Raw genomic sequence first — 21,907 nt, forward strand, 5'->3', positions numbered from 1 at the left:
TCAGCTCCCTTCCGTCACACGGACTCTGTGGTCAAAGGAAAAAACCAGTGCGTTCCGTTCCACTTCGACCCGCTGCAGCGGCTCACCACGCCGTCCCGTGATGGGATCGGCAGCGAAAACCAGCACCTCGTCGACGATCTCGGTTCCGGCCAGCCTCTGCAGCACCGCATGCACCTCGCCGGCGTGCACGGGACGGCCGAACGGCCATCCTTCGCCGTCCGGGCCGCCACGGATCGGATCAAAGTACTTATAGAGCGCCCGCAGAGCATCGCGCTTCAGCGCCTCACGCGACGTCCTGGGGCGTGCGGTGAGCTGGGCGACGACTGTCACGCCGCGGTAGAAGGGCGGCTCAACCAGGACCCGGGCACCCACCGGACGGCGTGCGTCAAGGTACTCCGCAACCACCGAGAGCGTTACGTCATCCGGCACCAGATCCTCGAACTTCAGCCGCTGCTCTTTGTCCGGGACGGCCGCCGGAACCACCAGCACCCTGACCCCGCCAGCCTCATCGGGCCCCGCGGCCGGGATGCAGCGGACCCGGGCAATGGCAGGCGCGGCGCGCTTCGCAAGCTGTTCGTAGTCCTCGGCCGTGATCGCGCGGTCACGGGTTCGCAATGCCAGCGGCCCGCGCTCCTTGGCCTGTTCAATGGTCTCCGGAGCTACCCCGCCGTGGGCAGCGCGGCGGTTCTCAACGCTGTTGACGAAGGGAATGCTGGACCGCAGCACCGACAGGGCCCGGGCTGCAACGTTTCCGTTGGGCCCCCCGCCGGTGCGGTACCGCGGAACGCGGACGGGGCTGCCGGCCGGCGGCACGGCCCCGTAGTGGTGCAGGGACCCGTCGGGCTCGCGTACTGCGGGTGGGAAGTGGACGATGCCCGCTGTGCGGTCGATCGCGATGACCCGGTCGTCCGGGCTGCATCCCGCGAACGAGTCCACTTCGGTCCAGGAATCCCAGCCGGAGCCGGCGGCGATCTCAACCACGAAGTCCTCGCCGCCGGGCACCACGGGGCGGCGACCCAATTCAAACGACTGCCCCGGGACGCCCTCGGACATTCCGATCACCTCACCGGATATCGTTTCGGCGTGGACGGCCGGAACGGACCCGCCGATCGTGAAGGCGCTCGCCAAGTGCACCGTGGGGGACGCGCTGTAGGGCGGGTAACCGGCAACCGGGTCCACCACACGGCATCGCAGCCAGCCCGCCCGGACTCCTCCAAGAAGCGAGGCCGTGTGGGTGTGCGGCACATGGATCACGACGTCGCCGGGCCGGTTCAACCCGCCCGTCCCGTCGGAGTCGAGCTCGCATGATGCCCACCCGGCGCCGTTCCACGCCTCCCACACCAGCGGTGGGTTGCTGGGGTTCACTCCCACTCCCCTGACCTCGCACTCGAACCGCAGGGCCACCGCGCAGGAGGGTGCCTGATCGTTCAAGCCGAGCAGCAGCGCGTCCCCGGGCACCGGCGGCGTCCCGAAGCAGGCGAAGCCGCCGTCCCCGTGCAAGAACTCGGTATGCGGCACCGGGGCTCCGCCGCCCGCCTGCGTCATGACTTGCGCCAGCCTGCGGGGCGGCACTGTCAGCTCCCTCGTCGTGGCGAAAACCACCGCCTCCTCCTCCTCCGTGCGCCGCGTCGAGGCCTCCGTTCCCTGCGGAATGAAGACGGCGTCGGGCTGCGGAGCGGACAACCACATCAGGAGCTCGACGGAGGCGGCTGTCGGCGGGTGCAGGGTCACTCCGAGCAGCTCCAGGAAAGCGATGTACAGCCGGTCCGGTACCCGGTTCAGCCGGTAGAAAAGCTGGTCCACCATGAACGCGAACGTTTCGATGAGGGTCACGCCCGGATCGGAGACGTTGTGGTCGGTCCACTCCGGGCAATAGTTCGCGACCATGCGTTTCGCGTCGTCCACAAGGTCCTGGAACCGCCGGTCATCGAGGTTGGGTGATGGGAGCATTAGTAAGCAGCCTCCTCGCCGCTGCGCGGAATGACGTAGAAGGGGAAGACGAGGTTCCGGGGGTCGTTAGTACCCCTGATCGTGTACTGCACATCGATCAGCAGCATTCCATCGGCGGCCCCGTCAAAATGGACCAGCACGTTTTCGACGTCGATCCGGGGCTCCCAGCGGTCGAGCGCCACCCGGACGGCGTAGGCGATGTCGCCTCCTGTTGCCGCGTCGGCAGGGGCGAAGACATAGTCGTGGACGGCGCAGCCGAATTCCGGCCGCATGGGCCGCTCGCCCGGAGACGTCGCCAGGATGAGGTGGATGCTCTCCTCGATCTCTCGCTGATCGTGAACCAGCGCGATGCTGCCCGTCCGGTCGGTGCGCAGCGGGAACGCCCAGCCGGCACCAATGAACTCCTGACCCACGTCACTGCCTCCTCTCGCCCGGTGGACTGCCCTTTGCTTCCCGGCTCAGTTGATGCGGACCAGACCGCCCTTGACCGTGGTCGTGGCTCCGCCGGACAGTTCAGCCGTCGCGTCTCCGGCCACCAAGACGTTCGGTGCCTTCACTTCGGCTGAGCCGCTGCCCGTGATCTTCACGGTGACGCCCTTCAGCTCCAGGCCGGAGGCCGCTTCCACTGTCACGTTCTTGCCCTTGATGACCACCTCGCCCGTCTGCGTTGTGACCGAAACATCCTTCTTGGCCGTAATGTTCACGGGGCCTTCGGAAAGGATCTCGATTCCCGCGTCCGGTTTCTGTCTGAGCGAGATCTTTTGCTTGCCGGCGTGCGTGCTGACGGTGAGTTGTTCGCCGTCGGGCGATTCCAGGAACTCAACCAACATGCCCGAACGGGAGACGAACGCGCGCCGCTGCACGGCGCCGTCGGTGGAACCGATGTGGTCCGCCCAGGGTTTGTCGGGCTTGTCCTTGCCATTGAAGAGGCCGCCCAGGACGAACGGCTGCTGGAAGCTGCCGTGCCCGAAGGCGACGAGGACCTCGTCCCCGACCTCGGGGAGTACGACGGCGCCACGGGAGGCGCCTGCACCCGCCTGGACCGTGCGCGCCCACCAGCTTTCGTAATTGTCGGACAGGACCGGAAACTTGACCTTGACCCTGCCCTGGTTCTCCGGATCCTTCGCAGCAGTCACCACGGCGTTGACAACGCCGGGCACGGCGGCGGCCCTGCCGTTCGCGCCGGCTGCGACTCCGTAAAGTGACCGCTCGGATTCATGGCTCACGGAAAACGTTGTGAGGTAGCCGCTGTCCGGGCTGAAATCGTGCCGGGACGCGCTCAGCGTGTAGCTTCCGTCAAAGGGCTTCCCGGCCCCTTTCAGCGACACGGCGGCACCGGACCGAAGTTTGGGATTTCCGCGGGCCACCCCCTCCAGCTCCGCAAACGCCCCGCTCAGGCGGGACGCGAGGGCAGCTGCGGTGGCCTCGCATTGGGCCGCTTGGTCAAAGGCCGTTCCCGGCGCGATGTACCGCGGGCTGTCAAACTTCTTGGCAAGCGCCGCGGGATTCACCTCGGACAGCTTGGCGCTGCGCGTCTTGGCCGGTGCGACGGCGACAATGGCGCGCTTCGCATTGACGTCCCAGCCCCTGACCTCGACGTCAGGCACTTGGTCAGCGGAGGTGACTGTTCCCCGCAGGGACACGAGGTTCACGCCCCGTTGGATCACCAGGGGCTCGGTTCTCGCCCCGCCGGCATCCGGCGGTGCCGTCGCCGCATCCGTGGAGGCTGTGAAGTGCAGGGCGCCGCCGGACACGGACAGGACCACGCCGGCTTCTATGGCCAGCCTGTGCAGGAAGTCCCAGTCGCTGATGCCGTCCTGTGCCACGTGCTGCATCACGGGGCCTTTCGCATCGATGGTCCCGGCCTTGATTCCGGCGCGCTGGGCCACCTTCCGGACGATGTCCGCCGCGGTGCTCTGCAGATATGCTTCAACCCGGCGCCCGCGGAACAGGCGGTGGGAATGATCCAGGCCGCGGACGATCGTATACAGGCCGTCGTGGTCCATCTCCGTCTCGAGGGCGGTGACTTCGCCGGACAGCAGCGGCTCCGGGCCTCCGGGTCCGCTCTGTTGGACGAGCAGCTTGACGGGCACGCCGATGCTGATCCCTGCCTTGTCCAGGACGGAGGAATATTCATCGCTGAAGCGGAGCACAAACAGGTCCGGAACGTTGCTGCTGTCATCGACGTAGCCGGACACGAGCCGTGCGGCGGTGTCCGGCGGAAGCGGCTGTCCGGCGACTTCCACCAGCAGCATGTTGCTGAACTCTTCACCGTGAGCCACGGATCACCTCCCGGCCCCGTGCCGGGTCATCCTGCAGTGCCACGGATGGCAGCTCATTCACTGCCGGCAACAGCACGGATGTGCCGGAGCGCAGACGCATCGGATCATCAATCCGGTTCGCTGCCGCCACCGCCCGCCACAGGGAAGCGTTGCCGTATTCGTTGTAGGCGATTCCCGCAAGGGTGTCCCCTTCCACAACGACGTGCACCCGCCGCGGCACGAGGCCGCCGGACGTCGGGTTCTGCTTCGGCGGATCCCCTGCTATCTCTTCAAGCGAGACGGTGCATGTAGCGCGCACCGGGACTCCGGCGGCCGTGAACAGGGTGTACTTGACCTGCACGCTGGCCACATAGGCCAGGAACCCCGTCAGCTTCCCCCACCGGAACAGCACCCACGGCGGCGAGCCCTTGTTCTGCTTCAGGGACGCCGCGGTGGGGGCGCAGCAGGAGAACAACTTTTCCACCCGCTGGACCACGGCATCATCCTGCTTCCCGGATGCGTCAAAGAACATCTCCAGGGCGAGTTTGGACGGCATCGGGCCGTTGTATTGCGGCGGGCCCGCCTTCTTGTTGGCCTTGGCGGTCTGCCGGGTCCACGAAGCCGTCTTGCCCAGGGTCAGCTCCTTCGGGTTGAACTGGAAGTCAATCCGTCCCAGCTGCGGTCCGGCCTTGTCCAAGGAGCCGTCCTTGGACGGCTCGTACAATTCCAGGTACGCGTGGGACAGTTTCAGTGCCGCCTCGCCGCCGGCACTGGCGGCGGCTGCCGCCGGGCCGGCCGCGCTGGCCGCGCTCGGCGGACGGGCCGCCACTGCGTTCGTGGTCATATCCGGTTCCTCCAGCTACCGCGTCTTCGAGACAAACCCGTGATGGGCGATCTCGAGCGTCTCCATGATGACCTTCGGCTGGTCCGGGTTGAGGGACGGTCCCTTCCACCGCACCGGGACGACGTCGTAAAGTTCCCAGCCGGCGATCTTGCGTCCACTTGCTGTCATTGCCTCGATAATTCCCGTGCAGCGGGTGTATCCGGAGGCCATGTCCGCGAACCACTTGGCAATCTTCTCGGTGTCCCGCCCCAGCGGCCGGCTCAACGTGATGTTGGGATATTTGAGCCGTGTGGGCAGCTGCCAGATGAAGGCGTTGTTGCCGCCCTCCTCGCGGGATTCGATCACCACCTCACAGCCGAGCCCCTCGCACGTGGTGAACGTCCCCAGATCCAGATTGTCCAGAGCCACGGTGTAGCGGACGCTGACCGCAGTCTCCACATCCTCCAGCATGATCTTCCTCAGTTCGCGTCGGTCCGCAGACCGCGGCGCTCGCGGTCCAGCAGCATTTCGGCCTTGATCCGGCGGATCAGCGGCCCCGCGAGCCGTTTGGCCAGATCCTCAAGCTGTTCCGGAGTCGCCGCGGTTGCGCCGCCCGGCACCGCTGCCCCCCTCGCTGCCGGCCCCTGCGGCGCTGGCCCGGGGGGAGCGGGCTCCGCGCCGGGCTGAACAGAAGAACCGCCATCAGCCGCCTTCGGCATGGCGCTGGACGGTGCGGAAGGACCCGGGGCAGCCGGCCCGCGGGCAGCCGCTGCAAAATCAGCAGCGGAGAACCCGTCCTCCCGCTGAATGACATCATCGCTTTTCCCTGGATCCGAGGACGCGGCGGCGAGGCTCAGGATCAAGGGAGGCGGGGTCTCCGACAAAGACCCCGTTCCGGCCGGAACCCTTGGCCCCGCGGCGAATCCGGGTGAGGCTGCGTTTGCGAGGCTAGACCCAGCCGCCGCATGCACCTGAGCCGGCAGGGCCGGCCCGCGGGCCGAGGCCGTGGACGCGCTCCAGCGTTGCAAGCCGGCGGATGGGGGTTCGGCAGATTGAGGCGCAGACGTGCCCGGGAGGTTGGACATGCGCACTGGAGACCTTGACGATGCGCCGGCCACCCTGTCTGCGCTGTCCACTGGGCCGGCACCCTGTACAGAAATTGTCCGCTGAATGACCCTTCCGACGGCGGCAGTCGGTTCTGGCGGGGCGCCGGGCCCCCCGTCGAAGGGGGCGCTGGTTCCCGCGCCGGCTTCAGTATTAAAGCCAGCGGCGAAGCCGAAGTCACCGCCTAAAATGCTGTCGATTCCGCCGATCACTGGGTGTGGCGCTGGAGCTGACGTTGGTGCTGGCACTGCATGGCCCTCAATCCCGGCAGTAGTGCCGGCAGTAGGACTGACCTGAGTGACGTCGGAGTACGCTGCCTGTGCTGCCGGAGCCGAGGCAGACTCAAGGAGCAACGGAACGGCCGCCAAAGGTGGCTCGCGCGCCGGGACCGGCGGCCGAGCCGCCGCCGGTGGCAACGCCGTCAGCCGCTGCCAGGTCTCCGGAGTTGTACCTGCCGTGGCAGTCCGGACAACCCGCATGACAACCGGACCGACTGGTTTGGGGATTGCCCGGGCCGGCACGTCAGCTAATGACCGGGAGGCTCGCTGGAGCTGGAGGGCGGCGGGCGCAAACGCGGGCCCGCCAACCCCCGGGCTCTCCCCGCTGCTTCGGCTGCTCGCGACTGGACTGCTCGAGCTCTGGCTGCCGACCCCAGTGCTGTGCTGCGGCGTGCTGCCCTGCGGGTTTGCCGCCGGCGGGGATTGGCCTATGGAAGCGGGGCCAAGGACCAGCGGCGGAGATGGAGTGGCTTCGACGGCAGGCCGTTCACGAGCCGGCCCGGTGTCCGAGTGTGCAGTCTGGGTGGGCGTGGCAATGGCCGCTAAGGAGCCTGCAATTCCCGGCTGTTCGGTGATTGCCGCCGCGACATCTGGACCGTCGACATCTGCACCGTGGAGTTCTGGACCGTGGACATCTGGACCGTCACCGGAATACGCGACGTCGGACAGCGGGGTGACGTCTGGGCCGGAGCGGGAAACGGCGGACATATTGGGTGTGCCGCCATCGTGGGTGGAGAGCGAGGGACTCTCCGCCGCGGACCCGTCGCGGCCTGGCTGCTCTGGACGCGCGGCAGGAACAACGGCCGAGGGCAGCGGCGCCGTCCGATCCTCGGAAGGCGGGGAAAGCCTGGCTTCCGCGGGCCAGGCGGCAACCGCGTGGACTGGCTCGTCCACCCCGGCATCCATCGCCGGTGCGGGATCCGGCCGCGACGGATCCGAAGACCCTGTTGATGGAACGGTTTGCCCCTCGGATGACTCGTTGGCGCTCCCCGCTCCGGCGTCCGGAACGGCTGCATCGTCGGCGTCACGGTCGCCCCCGTCAACCGCCGGGAGAGGCCGGAGCGAGCCGGAAGATTCGGGGGCGGACGCCCGCTGCACCGGTAATGGGAAGGATCCGGGAGACGTTCCGGCGGACGGTCCCGCCGGCGCCGCCGGCTTCGAAAAGCCAGCTTCCGAAGATGCCGGTTCCGAAAAGGCAGCTTCCGAAAAAGACAGGGGCATACCGATTCCCAGCTTGGACATGGGGGGCGCCTGCCGGAAGCCCGGCGAGAAGTCCGCCGGCCCGGCCGCTGCCCGCTGCACAGCCGGTGCGGAGGGCAGCGGGACATACGTGGCGCTTCCGTCGGACGTGCTGCCGTCGGTATGCCGGGACCGTCCCGGCCCGGAGAAATCCACGCCCGAAGCCGGGGCGGACACCCCGGCACGCGGGGAGGAATCAGAAGACTGCAGCTCCGCGGGCAGTGAAGCAGAAGGCTCCAGCGGCAGAGCATCGACGTACAGCACCTGAAAGGAGCCGGCTTCCGCCGCGAGCAGGGAGCCGCCGCCGTCGGACTCGACGCGTTGAGCGGTCTCCGGCGCGCCGCTGTGCCTGTCCGGCATCGGACGGACACGGGGCGCCGGAGGCGGCAGCAGCGTCATCTCCATGGGTGCCGTGGTGTACCCGTCGTTGCCCGGGGCCGGGCCGCCGCCGTCGACGTCGATGACGCCCGGTGGCGCCTGTGCGCTGATCAGGTGGGCCATGGGGCCGGTGAAGGAGGGGTCGCCCCAGGAGGAGAGCGCACCGGCGAAATGTTCAGGATCCGAGGTCAGCCGAACGCTACCGATAGTGCGTTGCAGCGGCGGCAGGAAGGCCCAGCCGCTGGGGGGAACCCGGTCCTCAACCGTTGCCGATGTCACCGGCTCGCGCGGTGCCTCATCCGCCCGGGCCTCGGGCGCCCCGCGCTGCCACGGCCACCGCATGGTTCACCGCTCCTGGGAGAGGCGCGTGTTGATGGCCGCGATTTCACGGACATAGCGAAGCCGCTGCCCGTGTTCCAGATCCAGGATGTCATCGAGTGGCCAGTGGAAGTGATAAGCCACGTACGACACCTCCTCGTAGATCCGGTCCGGCGCGTACGTCATGATTCCCCCAGGCGGCCACCGGCGAGGTCGGCGGTGAAGCGGTGGGAGCATTCCGGGCACGTTACGGCAATCCGGGTGTGGCCCTCGGCGTTGATCCGCCGGTAGAAGTCCTGCAGGAAGGCAACGTCGGAGGCGAACATGTTTTCCACGACGGCGGACGTGACGGCTCCCAGCGTGCCGAGGGAGGTGATGACCCTGCCGAGCAGGACCACGGTCGTGTAGGCAGCGTTCTCCTGGACCCGTGCGTCATAGAGCGGCAGCAGTTCGTCCCGGGCCGTTGCCAAACGCATGACTCCAGATTTGTGCACGGTCCCGTCCTGGTCCACGTAGCCGCGTGGAAGCTCAAAGCTGAACTCGGTGCGGAGCGGCTGACGCCCATTCTCCGGCCCCCGGCCGGCCGGAGCCCCGGAGGCATCCGCTTCCGGCTCCGGCAGCACCGCCCCGCCATGGGTCCGCTGCATCACGAGATGGTGGCTTCGTCGTAGCAGATGACGAACTTCTCCGTGGCCTGCTCCGTGGCACCGGCCTTCAGGGAATTCAGTTCGATGCTCTTCACCCAGCAATTGACGAAGTTGTAGGTCTTCAGCGTGTCCCCCTTGTAGTCAAGGAGCGAGACGGCGGCAGTCTTGCGTGCCCCGGCGACGTCGCCCTCCATGACCGTCTTGAGCCAGTCCGTCACGGTCTTGCTCTCGGTAAGTCCCCTGGTGACAGTCAGCTCCCCAGGTTTCGGCCGGCCAATCAGCTGGCGGACAACATATTTTCCGTCCTTGGTCTGCTGCTTCAGCTCGATCTTGTCGACCTCGGACTTGAGGCCGCTCACTTCGATCACCCTCGGCACTTCAATGCCGTCGATCGTGACCGTGAACGCATTGGCCGGTGAATTGTCAAAATCGCCGAGGGCCATGGTCTTGCTCCTTTTGAACTGGGATTACTCGCTCACGAGGCTGGTGCCGCCGGAGAACTGGGACAGCTGGAAAATGACGAACTCGGCCGGCTTCACCGGAGCAACACCGATCTGGCAGACCACCTGGCCGGCGTCGATACCCTCGGCCGGGTTGGTCTCCGAATCACACTTGACGAAGAATGCCTGTTCGGGCGTGAGCCCGAAGAGCGCCCCCTTGCGCCATTCGTTGGTCAGGAAGGCACTGATGGTGCGGCGGATGCGCGCCCACAGGGCAGGGTCGTTCGGTTCGAAGACCGCCCACTGGGTTCCCTGCAGGATGGACTCCTCCAGATAGTTGAAGAGGCGGCGGACGTTCAGGTAGCGCCATTCGGCGTCGCTGGACATGGTGCGCGCCCCCCAGACGCGGATGCCGCGGCCCGGGAAGGTACGGATGCAGTTGACGCCGATGGGGTTCAGCAGTTCCTGTTCCGTTTTCGTGATCTGGGTCTGCAGGCTGGTGACGCCGCGGATCACCTCGTTGGCGGGCGCCTTGTGGACGCCGCGGGTGTCGTCGTTCCGCGCCCAAACACCGGCCATGTGACCCGACGGCGGGATGAACCTGTTCGTTCCGGTGCTGGGGTCGAAGGCCTTCACCCACGGCCAGTAGAGGGCGGCGAACTTCGAGTCGTAGCCGCCGCCGTCCATACGCCAGTTCTTGATCTGCTGGGCGTTGAGGTTGGGCGGCGGGTCGATGATGGCGATCCGGTCCCCCATCAGCTCGCAATGGGCAATGGCGGCCAGTTGCACGGCCTTGACGGTTTCAAGATCGATGGAGCCCTGCTCAAAGGCGGCCATCAGGTCCGGCACCGCGACCATCGTTACTTCGTCGACGGCTTCGAGGCCGCTGAACCCGGTGCGGTCCGCTGCGTCGCCCACGTAATCGTTCACGTTCAGCTCGTCCGTGGTTGGCGGCTCAGGCTCCGGCTCCGGGGCGACCAGCTGGACCGTCCCCTTGTCGGGTTTGACCAGGGCACCGCCAGTGGCGACCTCCTCGATGGTGACGATCTTGGATTCAGCACTGATCTTGGTGGCAGCGTTATTGTTGCCGCGCTTGGTGGTGACGTTGTCCCACACCTCAGGCGGCTTGCCCTCTGCCGTGATGACAATCCTGAACTGGTCCTCGGATGGATTCTCGCCGCCCGGGTCGGCGATTTCGACCGTCACGGTCTTGGGGTTAGCCGCCGTGGATTTAGCCGTCAGCCGGTATCCGCCGAGTTCAGCCGTCGGGGCGGCCGTCACGGCTTTCTGCTGTTGCTTCGGCTTATCTTCCCGTGCTCCGTCGGCGCCGATGCGCACCACGTAGCAGTTCCCTCCCCCATTGAGGAAGTAGCCGTAGACCGCGTGGGCAAGATACGAACCTGGCACGAAGTCTCCAAAGGTTTCGGAGAATTGGGTCCAGTTGGACACGAGAGTCGGCTGGTTATCCGGACCCTTCGACGCCAGCCCGACGAAGGCAGCGACTGCTGTGCCTACACCCTCGATGGGACGAGTGCCCGCCGCGACCTCGTTTACGTAGACTCCTGGCGAAAGATAGCTTGGCATTTTGTCTCCTCGTTGAACCCAAAACGTGGTTCAAGGGTCCCGCGGGGTGGAGTGGGGCGGCACGGCTATGCGGATGCGCTGACGGGAAGGATGGTGTGCACGAAGGGGCAGGAAATGAAATGACTGCTCATAGACGCTGATGACGGCCTGGAAACTGACGCACGCGTGGCAATGTCAGGTGAACCCAGCAGCGCGGGCCACAGAGCGATTCTTGTGGCTGAAACGGACATTAAATGTATGACCCGTTTACACAATGTCGCCATATACGCCCGTCAGTCCGAGGACGTCCTTGAGAGTGTCCAGCGTAAGATCGCCAGGTGCCGCGCCCTGGTCGAGGCTAGGGCCGGATCGGCGCCCGCGAGTACGTCGACAACGACACTAGCGCCGCCAAGAACGAGGCGACGACACTGCCTGGGCCTCAATGCTGGCCGACCTTTCACGCGGCGCCGCCGACGTCGGTCGGCGGTCGCGTATGCGTCGTCAGTCGCGTCGTTCGTCCGCCCTGGGGCGTTACCGCCGTTCTGAGCAACGCGGCTAACCCGCACGGTCCTGAGGAGATAGAGGCGCCGCGCTGGGTAACCTATCCCTTGTGCCCTCACTCGCCGAAAGCGTCACCAAAAGAGCACCCATTCATCGTTTAAACACACCAGTTCAGGCCACCCACGATGAAAACCCCGGGCTACGGGACGACTTTGTACCAGGAGCCCTCAGAGTGGGCGAATAGACTGCTGCCCACGACATCGATGGTGCCGCGAACGATGAAGAGCCCCTTCAGCTTCTCCCCGCCGAGGACTTGACTCACCGCGTCCGCGTAGTGCCCCCACGATACCCATGCAGCGAAGTCGGTCCATTGGAAGGGCACACCGTTCCAGTGGTAATCCCGGGTCACCATGTCAAATATGGAGTTGCCCGTATATGTAAACCAGCTTCCCCGGTAGGGGTCCTGTCTCGGATTGACCATTTGGAAGACAGCGTCGTACGACAGTCCCGCCTTTACTAGGTCACTGGACACTTGGGCCCGTATGACTATTGCGAATGGATCAGATGAGACAAAGGACTCCTTGGGTGTCCATATGTCCCCCGGGTCAGCCGCGTAGACGGCGGGTATGTGGACGAAAGGCATCTATCTGCCCTTCTCGCCTTTGCCCTTGGGAGAAAATGTGCCGGCCGTCTCCTCGGATTGACTATTCGGTTGAATTTCTTTGAGTTCCTCAAAGCGCCCGCCTCCGTGGAGTTTACTCACGGCCTCGGCATGAGTTTGCGGTTCGAGCTTGTGGTTTGGCTTTTTCTCAGCGGAGTCCGCCATTGGATTCGCCTCCTGGCATCGTGTTCTTCGCTCACTACACCTGTTGGAAACTAATGGTGGACCCGTGAGCGGAGCTTTGTCCATGCTGAAGTAATTCCATTTCTGGAATTGCGCGGACTACGCCAGAGGCGATGCGGGTGAGCTGGCCAATCCGACCCGAGCTTTGTATCTCCGCCCGGGGCGACTTTCACAGGCCGGGTAGCCTTCTGCCGAAGCCATCAAATGCCCATGTCGTCGTGGACGCCGACGGTGGCGAAACGGATCATCCCGTCCGTGGCGCGCCAGAAGTGCATGCGGCGCGCGGATCCGGTCTTGATCTTCAGGGCGACCCGCCAGGCCGTTCCATAGACGGCATGCTCGATGAAGTTGGACGCCCCGGGAGTCCGCCGCGGAGGCGGTGCATGTCCCGGTCCGGCATGGAGTCAGCCAGACCCGTGAGGACCTCCACTGCGACGGCGACAATCTTGGACCGGTCGACGCCCTGGATGTCTTCGACGTCCTTGAGGAAGCCGTTGACGAAGCCGCATTTGGCCAGCGGCGTTTCGGCTTTGGAGCCGGCAGGAATCCGCGCCCATTCAAGGTGGACCTCGTGGCGGAACTGGTCGCCTTCCGTTAGGCAATTATTGGTCGCACGGCAGTCGGGGGCGCCTCGCCCTCAAGTGCTGGCGAACCGATGACCGCCTCCGATGACCGCCTCCGGTGCCGGCGCGAGCTCCGGCGTCGACATCCTCGACGTAGAACAGCGTGGCCTGACGTCCCATTCAGTGGGTCTACTTGAAGTCTTTCGTGCTCTTGATGGCTCCATCGGGCATGAACACGCGCACGTGGTCTGAGGCCACGACTATGAACTTCTTGCCGCTGACAGCCTGGTCCTTGAACCACAAGATGCACTGAGCGCATTGAGGCAGGGTAGAGACCCCGATGGCCTGTGCGCCGTTCATGCGGTAGATGTTCTTCTCTGCGTGCACCAGGTCGGCACGGCCTGGGATGCCTTGGTCGCGAGGACTTCGACGAGGCAGCCACTCATTGGTCTCTAGGCTGTGTGCCTCCCGCAGCTCCTTGTTACGCCCCTCGTAGCTTTGCCCGTGGACGTAGCTTCCCGTGCGGCGCAGCAGGCTCTTAATCTCCGTCTCCCGCTTCTCGCGTGTCTTGTCCGTCTTAGCAGCCTCGGCTCGCGCCTCCAGGCTCTTTAGTTCTTTCTGGGCAGCCGGTGTCAGGATGGTCATCGCGTCAATGTCGTGGGCGGGCGCTAGTTCGGTGAACTTCGCCATCTCCGCTGCGACGTACGGAGTCATGCGTCCCACTGTCTCCCCTTCCGCAGGTGCCTCGCCCGCGCCCTGTGGAACGAGGTCGCCCCCGCCGCTGGCCCAGACCTCCCCGCGGTCTCCGCCCTCCTTCTTGTGACGTGCCACGGCCTTCCGTTTCTCGGACTCGGCGGTCGCTATCGCGGCCTTGATCGACGCCTCGTCGACCGCCTGGGCCGTCGCCGGAGTCACGCGACTTCCGATATCAGACACACCGTAGGTCCGGCCGTAGGTACCCAGATTGCGTACTAATGAGTCGAGTCCAGTCTGGAGGGTCAGATCTTCTGGCTGAGCACTCTTGCTGAGCTCGACATGACTCTCGGCCTGGGCGAGCAGAGTCCCTGCAGCAGTCGTCTGCTCGGGGTGCCCGGCGGTAAGCGCGATCTCGCGACGCAGCTTCGTGACGAGATGTTCGGTGCTGGAAGCCATCATGAGTGACGGTTGCGGCCCCGGGCGAAGGGTCAGCGTGTGCACTTCGGAGCCGAGACGGAACGGTCGCCGAATGAGCTTTAGCTTTTCGCCCACTGCCCTCGCTCCGGCCAGGACTTTGGCCTTCCCAGCCGCCGCCTTCCCCTTCACCCACGCCTTCCCCGCGGCGACCTTCGCCTTCACCTTCCCGGCGAATCCCTTGATCCCCCGGATGATCGGCCCTGCCAGCTTGAGGCCGGTCTTGATCACGAAGTCGAGGGCCTTGTTGACCGGCTTCTGCAGCGTCTCGATGATCTGCCGGATCTTCTGGCCGATGCCGCCGATGCCGATCACGCTGGCGAGGAAGCCGATGAGGATCGGGACCATCTGGCCCAGGACATCGTTGATCTTGTTCACCACGCTGCTGACGTTGCCGCGCACGATGTCGGCAACCGAGTCGATGATGGTGTTGACGAACTTCATGATCCGCTCGGCGTTGTTCACGAAGAACATCACGACGTCGTAGATCAGCTTGCAGGCCTTGATGAACGCCGCGGCAGGGTTGAGCAGGCCGATGAGCCAGGTGATGCCGGCGGTGATTACCTTGGTGATCACGAAGTCCTTGACCTGCTCGAGGATCATGTCCTTGATGTTGCCGAGTTTCTCCAGGAGCATCTGCCACAGGCCCGCAACGCCCTGGCTGGCGATGACCTGGAAGATCTCGACGCCCTTCTCCACGGCGGCCATCGCCTTTTCGCCGATCTGCTTGACGAGCCGGTTGCGGATGTTGGCCCATGTCAGCCCGAAGATCGAGGCGAGCAGTTTGATGATGCCCTTGATATCGAAGGTGTCCGGGAGCTCGACGCCGCCCTCCGCCAGGGCGCCGAACAGCCAGCCCATCAGGCCCTTCTTGAGGTGGCCAAGGATGTTGTCCTTGAACTTGAGGATGCCGCCCTTCACACCCTCGATCAGGTTGCCCAGGAAAGCGACGGGGTTCTTGATAATGTCCCCCACGACGCCCGCCGCGCGGGAGAGCACGTTCTTGAGCATCGTGGCGAGCTCGCGGATGGTGTTGATGATCGCCTTGATCGCGCCGATCGCCTTGTCCACCAACCCCTTGTTCTCCGCCTGCAGTGCCTCGATCCGCTCGTCGAGGCCCTTGCGCGCCTCGACGTACTTCGTGGCGAGGGCGTCCACCACAGACTCCTGCTTGGCGTTGACGTCGCCCTCGAGCGCCTCGAACTTGTCACCGATTTCCTTCGTCGCCTCGGAGCCGACCTTCTGGAGGTCGGCGGGCAGGCTCTTGACGTACGAGGCGATCTCGGCCCTGCCCCTGGCGATGCGCTGCTTGGCCTTGTCCAGCTCGGTCCCGACAATGTTCGCCACGTTCGAGATGACGCCGTCCATCTGCTGGAGATAAAGCTCGCGGCCGGCCTCGTAAAACTCGTTGACCTTCGCGGGCATGCCCGCGATCTTGTCCCGGAGCCAGCGGTACCCTCCGAGCCAGCCGCCGTACCGGTCCTTCTTGTACGCCGACATCTTTGCCTCGACGTAGGCTTCGAACACCGACCGCGCCCGGGCCTCGCCCTCGGTGAAGGCAGCATCCACCTTCGGGTCGATTCCGTCGAGGGTCTTTTTTACGTCGGCCTCGGTTGCGGCGAAGATGCCCTGCACTTTCGCCGTGACCTCGGCGCGTTTTGATTCGTCCTTGGACTTGGCCTTGCCCTTGTCCGCGACCAGGTTGGCCAGCGCCGTCGCCTTGGCGCTTTGCATCCCCGTCACCCCCGCCGTGGTCTCCGCCCCGGCCTCGGCTTTGCCCTGCTGAAGGACCTGCTGCTCCTGCTGGCGGAACTCCGCGGGTGCGGTCTGGGCATGCTCGGCGGCGGCGTGCTTGCCGGCCAGTCCCTGCTGGAACTCAGGTTCGTTTGACTGCGCCAATTGCTGTTCGCTGACCTCGGCGTCGGCCATCTCCTGGTTGGCCTGATGCTGTCCGGCAGCGAGGTTGACCTGCTCGGCCGGAGCCGGCTTGGGCACGGCGCCTGCGGCTGGGACCGGCATCGCCTGACCCGGCTGCTCCTGGGCCATCGGGGTGACCGGCTTCGGGACGGCCTTGGACTGGTCCGGCGGGGCACTGGTGGCGGCCTCGATGTCCTTGGCCTGGCCCTCCTTGCCCTGGCCGACCAGGCCCTTGACTTCTCCCTTGGCTTCACCGGCCTTGCCGGACTTCTTGTAGTCGTCGGCCTCTTGAAGGGTCTTTGGCGACTTCGCCTCGATCGCCGTCTTGACGGCTGCGATGAACGCCTTCTTGTCGAAGACACCGGCCTGCTGGGCGTCCATCGTGTCGACCTTGGCCGCCTTCGCCTGACCGGCGACGTCATCGGACGGCGGAAGCGCGGCCGCCTGGGCTTCCTTGGCCTTGGCGGCAGCCGGAGGGTGGGCCCTTCGTGACTGCGCGAAGCCCGTGATGGTGCCCGTGACCTGACGGAAGGCCGGATCATCCTCGGGCCGCACCGTAACGGGTGCCACCGGGGGCTGTAAGAGTTTGTCGGCGGGCAGGGCACCGGGGGCCAGGGTGGCCGCTCCCCCGCTGGCCCCGGCGTGCGCGGCAGCGGGAATCTTCCCTCCCACGGAGCCCTTGCCCGGCCCGCCGATTTTCGCCCCTGCAGCTTTCCCCAGGGGGCTGACGGCAGGGACGGGCTTGGCGGGTGGAACCGGCTTCTTCCCGGCTACCTGCCCGGGTCCGAATCCCGTCTTCGCAACCGCCAGTGCCGAGGCTGAGGGCTTGGGACCCTCGAGGTCAACGGGCACGCCGGCCGCTTGGGCGGCCTTGAGCCCCTTCTCGACCGTGGCGACGGCGGGCTCGTCCTTGCGGATCTCCTTCAGGGCTGCATCGAGCTCGGCGCCGGCCTGCTCCCCGGGGAATTTCAGCTTCGCCGCCATGAGTGCACCGACGGCGGCGTTGCCGGCCTGCCGCTGCAACGCCAGCATGGCACGAGGATCGACGCCGGCCCGCGGATAGCCGCCGGCCCGCCGCCTGCCCGCGGCGAGGACGTCGGTGACGTCACTCCAGGCAGCAGCCTGGCGCGCTACGGCGGGCCCGGCGCGTTGCGCCGGAACCTTACCGGGTCCGCTCTGGAAAGTCGTGGCCATGGGCCGCACCGGCCGGGATCAGCCCGGCTCTTCCTCTTCCGCCTCTGCGCGCTGCACCGCCTGCCCGTCAACGAAGGACCCTTGGGCGGTTTCCTCCTCTTCCGCCTCGGCGCGCTGGACGGCGGCGCCTTCCACGAAAGTCCCCGGCGCGGTGTCCGCGCCAGCATCGCGCTGGACGACGACGGCGCCCACCGGGGAGCGCTGCGCGGTTACCGGAGCCGCGGGTTCGGACATGGCCCGCTCGGCCGTGGCCGCTGCCTCACGTTCAAACCGGTCGGACGGATCGCTGACCCGCACGCCGGTTCCCGTCGCGGTCCCGTCCACCGGCCCGCTCCGCTGCTGGACCACATGGGTGAGTTCGTGGGCGAGCATCGTCCGGCCGCTGTCCGATCCGGGATCATACCTGCCTCGCTGGAAGACGATGTTGGATCCGACCGTGTAGGCGTGGGCGTTCACCGATGCTGCGGAATTGTGCGCCGATTCCCCGGTATGGACGCGTACATCCGCGAAACTGTGGCCCAGGCGGCCCTCCATATCGGCCCGCACCGGCTCCTCCAGCCGCTGGCCGCCGCCGGAAGAGACGACGTCGAGCACGGGCGACCGTTCCTCCTCGGCGAGACCGCGGGCGCCGCTGTTGCCGACCGCGCGCTGCAGCGCCAGGAGGCCGCGGGATCCGACGACGTCGGTGCGGCCGGCCGCGGCCGCCCGGTACAGCACGGCGGTGTCGTTGGCTTCGGGCCGGGCTGGCTTGGAGCTCAGTCTGTCGGCGTCGAACTGGTCGTGGTCGTGGCTGTGCAAGGTGCACCCCTTTCATCAGACCTACACCGACGATGCGCTCCGCGGTGCCGCCCCGCAAGCGCCGGCCCGGCGCCGGAAAGGGCAGCCGCTCCTGCCCGAATGGGCACTGCGCCGGCTCAGCCACGGTGCTAGCCGCTCAACCGGCGCGACGCGGCCAGCATTCCCCAGTACGGGCCGAACTCACTCTCGAGCGTCAGGCGCCCGAGCTTGCGGTACTCGCGCTGCACGGCGGTGACAAGGTGCGCCATGGTCACCGTCCCGCCGTCGTCCGCGGCGAGATAGGCGGCGGTGACTGCGGCAGAGCGGATGGCCCCGCCGGCCAGTTCAAAGGCGCGGCCCAGGAACGCAAGGTCAATGTCACCGGCGCGTTCCAGTGTCCGGCCGAGGCACCGGTCCCACAGCACGGTCCGGTGCTCGGCATCAGGCAGCGGGAAATCCACGACGACGTCCAGCCGCCGGGTGAAGGCCTCGTCGATGTTCGCCCTCAGGTTGGTCGCCAGGATGGCCAGGCCGTCGAAGGTCTCCATCCGCTGCAACAGGTAGGCGCTCTCAATGTTGGCGTAGCGGTCGTGGGCGTCCTTGACCTCGGAGCGGCGCCCGAAGACGGCGTCGGCCTCGTCGAAGAGCAGCACCCCGTTGACGCCGGCAGCGGCGGTGAAGATCCGCTCCAAATTCTTCTCCGTCTCCCCCACGTATTTGTCGACGACCGTGGCCAGGTCCACCACGTAAAGGTCCAGTCCAAGTTCCCGCGCCACGACTTCGGCGGACATCGTTTTGCCGGTTCCCGAGTCCCCTGCGAAGAGGGCCGCCACCCCGTGTCCGCGGCCGGCCCCCGGACGCATGGCCCAGTCGCCGAGGACCCGCTCCCGGTGCCTGGCCCGCAGTGCCACCTCCTTCAGGGCCAGCAGCACGGCATCGGGCAGGACCAGGTCATCCCAGCCCACCACCGGTTCCACCCGCCGGGCCAGGCGGTCAAGCGCGGAACCGTTTTCGGCGCGCGCCCCCGCCGCGAGATGCGCGGCGGTGATCCGGCCGTCTGCGCTGAGGGTGGCCTGCACCTGCGCGGAGCCCGCAGCCCGGGCAACCTGCTCCGGACGCAGGCGGAACGCCGAAGTGGCTGCCCCGACGTCGAACCCGTTGAGGGGCCCGAGCGCTGTCCGCCACAGCTCCGATCTCTCGGCTGATGAGCTGGCCGGGACGTCCACCAGCAGGGGCGGCCGCTTGGTCCACGCCGGATCCCACGCGGCCTCGCCGGTGAGCAGCACAGGCAACGGTTCGGCGTGCAGTGCCGCCAGCACCGCGGGACGGTCCGGCACCGCGGCAATCGGCCCAGCCACCAGCCCGGCGCCCCGGAGCCTTGCTTCCCGCACCGCAAGTTCCACCAGCCGGAGCGGTTCCCGTTCGGCGGCCAGGCGGGTCAGGTCCACAAATACGGCCTCATAGCCCGCGGAGCGCAACGCACCAGCGGCCAGCACACGGCCCGAACCCGTGGCAGGTTCCCTCAGATAGGCCAGCAGGATACCCGTCCCGAGGGCCCGGGCCAGCGGCGCAGCATCTCCCCAGATCACGGCTGGAGGCTCGGCCAGAACGGCCAGGAGGGCAGGCTCGGGGGTGTCGTCGCCCAGGAGATGTCCGACGACGCGGTCCGGCACCCGCAGCGCCCGTCCGGGCAGCGGGCGGTCGGGATCCTCCACCGCCAGCAGGCCACCGCTGATGAGCGGGCCGGACAGCAGCCGGGCCCTGCCGTCCGCCGCGGACAGCGGTGTGCCGCAGAGCGCCAGCGCGACGGCGGCCGACGGGCGGTGCCGCGTGACGTCGTCGTTCAGGTAGCCGAAGAGCTGCTCGAAGCGCGGGTCGAGATCGGCCGCGAGCGCTACCAGCAGCAGATCGATATCGAGGGGCGTCAGGCCAAACGTGGACGCCAGCTCCCGGAGCCGGAGCCGTTGCCCTGCAGTCTGCGCCGTGTCCGCAAGGTCTTCGCAGCGCAGCTGTCGGGGCGATGCCCCGTCGAGTCCGTCTCCCTGCCCGTCCCCCTCCGGGGACAGACGTTCCCTGCCGAGCAGGCGGTCCACGGCCTCGTCGCTGAGGTAGAGCCCGCGGAACGGATCATCGGGCTGGGGGTCTTCGGCCCGCCGGGCCGCCACCAGGAGGCGGATGCGTTCCTCCACCACGCCGACGCGTCCGAGCAGGTGCGCGAGGCTGGGGTTCGCCGTCATCTTGCCGTCACCGGACTGTCACCGGAATTTCACCGTGCCGGCCGGTGGAGCGGGCCGCGGACCGGGGAAGACGGAGCGGTGTGCTGGTGGCGGCCCACATCGGCAGCGCCGCCCGTCAGGTCCGCCATGTCAACATGGGTGCCCTTCGAGGCCGGCGGCCCGGCCTCGTAGACAATGCCGGTGTCCACCGGGGCGATGACCACGATGTCCAGGGACGGCTTCAGCTCTCCGCCCAGGGCGGACCAGACGTCGGCGAATGCGCGGTCTTCGGGCGGGGGAAGTCCCACAGTCACGGGCACCACGAGCCCGGTCTCTGCGAGCGGACCCACCACGAGGTCATCCGGAAGCGCGTCGTGCTTGAGGAAGCAGCGCAGCAGCTGGTCGAGCAGCCGGTGCTCGTCTTCCGGGCGCTGCGTCCAGGCCGTGACGAGATAGGACAGCTTGAAATGGCGCGGGGCGGGCCGCCGGGTCCGGACGTACCCGTTGTCTCCGCGCTGTTCGGAAAAGCCGCGCTCCCGGCGGCGGACGTCCTCGCGGATGTCATAGAGGTACAGGTTGACCGTGGGCGCGTTGCGCCGGGCGGCCCAGTCCTTGGTGGGCGCGTCGAAGACCACTTCCACTTCGGAGGCGCCCAGGGCTTCGTTCCTGACCAGGGCGCGCAGGGCGTCGTCAATCTGAGCTATCACTGCCTGTCTCCCTGCCTAAGCGGTACTGCCCTATTGGTCGGTGCACTGGGCCTCCCCCTGGGCGCCGGCGTCAAGGGACCACGGCGGGCCTCACGGCACACGACACTTTCCACTGTGGTGGCAGGAGGCGCCGCCCGCAGCCGGGGCCGGGCACAGGTAGGGGAACCGGATGCGGGCTCTTGGGGCAACGGCCTAAATCAGCCCCTCCCGGAGTGCATAGGCAACGGCGTGGGAGCGGTTGCGAAGCTGGAGACGCGTCGTCACATCGTGGACCACGTTTTTCACCGTTCGCTCCGAGTACGCGAGCTGGTGCGCAATCTCGGACGTATCCAGCCCGTCCGCCAGCAGCCGCAGTACCTCCACTTCCCGCGGGGCCAGTCCGGTGAACATGATTCCGCGCGGACCCAGGACATGCCGCTGGAGTTTGCCGACCTGGTCCAGGAGCCTGCCGAGCAGATCCGGAGGCACGCTGCCTTCACCGGAAGCGGCGGCCATGATGACGGACACCAGGCGGTCCGGCGTCGCTTCGCTGCGACGGACCAGGCCCACCACGCCGGTTTCCACAGCCTTGACGAGATCGCCGTCGTCGAGACGCCCCGCCACGAGGACGGCCCGGGACAAGCCGCGCCGCTGCACAATGCGGAGCAGCGTCAGCGCGTCGTCGTCCACAGAGTCCGACACGACGACGACGACCCGCGCATGCTCGTCCTCGGCTGCCCTGACTACGCGGACTTCTGGGCGGGCGCGCAACTCGCTGGCGACACCGGCTTCGGAGATCGGGTCACGTGCGTGCACGCGGACAGTTATTGGTTCCATGAATCCTCCCATCTAGGCTCCGGGACTGCCATGGGCGGCTGCACGGTGGTGCCGTGTCTGCCCGTTCTGTCCCACTGCGATGACCATAGCGAACGGTGCTCTTCGTGCAGTCAACACAGGCTCAACGGGCAGCAGCGGTGCCCGGAAGTCCGGCCCACCGCTGTGCTGTGTCAGTGGGTTTCCGCCGTAGCCTCGGAGTAC

The 21,907-nt window shown here is 66.9% G+C and carries 18 protein-coding genes; 1 reads left to right on the top strand and 17 read right to left on the bottom strand.

All coding sequences use genetic code 11. The annotated features are described in order from the left end of the window. From ACVWZ8_RS19300 to ACVWZ8_RS19355, 12 genes are all read right to left on the bottom strand, one after another. On the bottom strand, nucleotides 1-1,950 hold the full coding sequence (locus tag ACVWZ8_RS19300; protein ID WP_456505518.1) for a putative baseplate assembly protein: 1,950 nt from the start codon (nucleotides 1,948-1,950) through the stop codon (nucleotides 1-3). Continuing rightward, nucleotides 1,950-2,363, bottom strand: coding sequence for a GPW/gp25 family protein (locus ACVWZ8_RS19305; RefSeq protein ID WP_426977704.1), 414 nt, complete (start codon nucleotides 2,361-2,363; stop codon nucleotides 1,950-1,952). Before ACVWZ8_RS19305 ends, ACVWZ8_RS19300 begins: the two co-directional genes overlap by 1 nt. 45 nt (nucleotides 2,364-2,408) lie before the next feature. Continuing rightward, complete coding sequence (locus tag ACVWZ8_RS19310) at nucleotides 2,409-4,232, bottom strand: VgrG-related protein (protein ID WP_456505519.1); 1,824 nt, start codon at nucleotides 4,230-4,232, stop codon at nucleotides 2,409-2,411. After that, nucleotides 4,219-5,055 (bottom strand): CIS tube protein, encoded by an 837-nt coding sequence (locus ACVWZ8_RS19315; protein WP_426977700.1) that lies wholly within the window; start codon nucleotides 5,053-5,055, stop codon nucleotides 4,219-4,221. The genes ACVWZ8_RS19310 and ACVWZ8_RS19315 overlap by 14 nt, the downstream gene beginning before the upstream one ends. A gap of 15 nt (nucleotides 5,056-5,070) precedes the next feature. Further along, nucleotides 5,071-5,505, bottom strand: a complete 435-nt coding sequence (locus tag ACVWZ8_RS19320; protein WP_426977698.1) for a phage tail protein — start codon at nucleotides 5,503-5,505, stop codon at nucleotides 5,071-5,073. Nucleotides 5,506-5,513: 8 nt separating this feature from the next. Beyond that, nucleotides 5,514-5,654, bottom strand: coding sequence for a hypothetical protein (locus ACVWZ8_RS19325; RefSeq protein ID WP_456505520.1), 141 nt, complete (start codon nucleotides 5,652-5,654; stop codon nucleotides 5,514-5,516). A 2,724-nt stretch (nucleotides 5,655-8,378) separates the two neighbouring features. Next, nucleotides 8,379-8,537, bottom strand: a complete 159-nt coding sequence (locus ACVWZ8_RS19330; RefSeq protein ID WP_223986865.1) for a DUF6760 family protein — start codon at nucleotides 8,535-8,537, stop codon at nucleotides 8,379-8,381. Further along, nucleotides 8,534-8,998, bottom strand: coding sequence for a hypothetical protein (locus ACVWZ8_RS19335; protein ID WP_426977697.1), 465 nt, complete (start codon nucleotides 8,996-8,998; stop codon nucleotides 8,534-8,536). The genes ACVWZ8_RS19330 and ACVWZ8_RS19335 overlap by 4 nt, the downstream gene beginning before the upstream one ends. Continuing rightward, nucleotides 8,998-9,441, bottom strand: coding sequence for a phage tail protein (locus ACVWZ8_RS19340; RefSeq protein ID WP_426977696.1), 444 nt, complete (start codon nucleotides 9,439-9,441; stop codon nucleotides 8,998-9,000). The genes ACVWZ8_RS19335 and ACVWZ8_RS19340 overlap by 1 nt, the downstream gene beginning before the upstream one ends. A gap of 24 nt (nucleotides 9,442-9,465) precedes the next feature. Then, a complete protein-coding gene (locus ACVWZ8_RS19345) occupies nucleotides 9,466-11,022 on the bottom strand; it encodes a phage tail sheath family protein (RefSeq protein WP_456505521.1) in 1,557 nt (518 codons plus the stop codon). A 679-nt stretch (nucleotides 11,023-11,701) separates the two neighbouring features. Further along, nucleotides 11,702-12,145, bottom strand: coding sequence for a hypothetical protein (locus tag ACVWZ8_RS19350; RefSeq protein WP_426977692.1), 444 nt, complete (start codon nucleotides 12,143-12,145; stop codon nucleotides 11,702-11,704). Then, nucleotides 12,146-12,328 carry a hypothetical protein gene (locus ACVWZ8_RS19355; RefSeq protein WP_426977690.1) on the bottom strand — a complete coding sequence of 61 codons (183 nt, stop codon included), beginning with the start codon at nucleotides 12,326-12,328 and terminating at the stop codon, nucleotides 12,146-12,148. Nucleotides 12,329-12,725: 397 nt separating this feature from the next. On the opposite strand from ACVWZ8_RS19355, the gene ACVWZ8_RS19360 reads away from it, so the two are divergent. Then, on the top strand, nucleotides 12,726-12,944 hold the full coding sequence (locus ACVWZ8_RS19360; protein ID WP_456505522.1) for a hypothetical protein: 219 nt from the start codon (nucleotides 12,726-12,728) through the stop codon (nucleotides 12,942-12,944). Nucleotides 12,945-13,098: 154 nt separating this feature from the next. On the opposite strand, the gene ACVWZ8_RS19365 is transcribed toward ACVWZ8_RS19360, so the two are convergent. From ACVWZ8_RS19365 to ACVWZ8_RS19385, 5 genes are all read right to left on the bottom strand, one after another. Beyond that, entirely contained in the window at nucleotides 13,099-17,190 is a 4,092-nt protein-coding gene (locus tag ACVWZ8_RS19365; protein WP_456505523.1) for a phage tail protein, read from the bottom strand. Between the two features lie 18 nt (nucleotides 17,191-17,208). After that, nucleotides 17,209-17,988 carry an eCIS core domain-containing protein gene (locus tag ACVWZ8_RS19370; protein WP_456505524.1) on the bottom strand — a complete coding sequence of 260 codons (780 nt, stop codon included), beginning with the start codon at nucleotides 17,986-17,988 and terminating at the stop codon, nucleotides 17,209-17,211. 128 nt (nucleotides 17,989-18,116) lie between these two features. Then, entirely contained in the window at nucleotides 18,117-20,204 is a 2,088-nt protein-coding gene (locus ACVWZ8_RS19375; protein WP_426977683.1) for an ATP-binding protein, read from the bottom strand. Between the two features lie 29 nt (nucleotides 20,205-20,233). Further along, entirely contained in the window at nucleotides 20,234-20,890 is a 657-nt protein-coding gene (locus ACVWZ8_RS19380) for a DUF4255 domain-containing protein (protein ID WP_426977682.1), read from the bottom strand. A 192-nt stretch (nucleotides 20,891-21,082) separates the two neighbouring features. Further along, nucleotides 21,083-21,706: a LuxR C-terminal-related transcriptional regulator gene (locus ACVWZ8_RS19385; protein ID WP_426977680.1), complete on the bottom strand. Its 624-nt coding sequence runs from the start codon at nucleotides 21,704-21,706 to the stop codon at nucleotides 21,083-21,085. Between the last annotated feature and the right edge of the window lie 201 nt (nucleotides 21,707-21,907).

Source organism: Arthrobacter sp. UYCu723 (genome assembly GCF_054059215.1).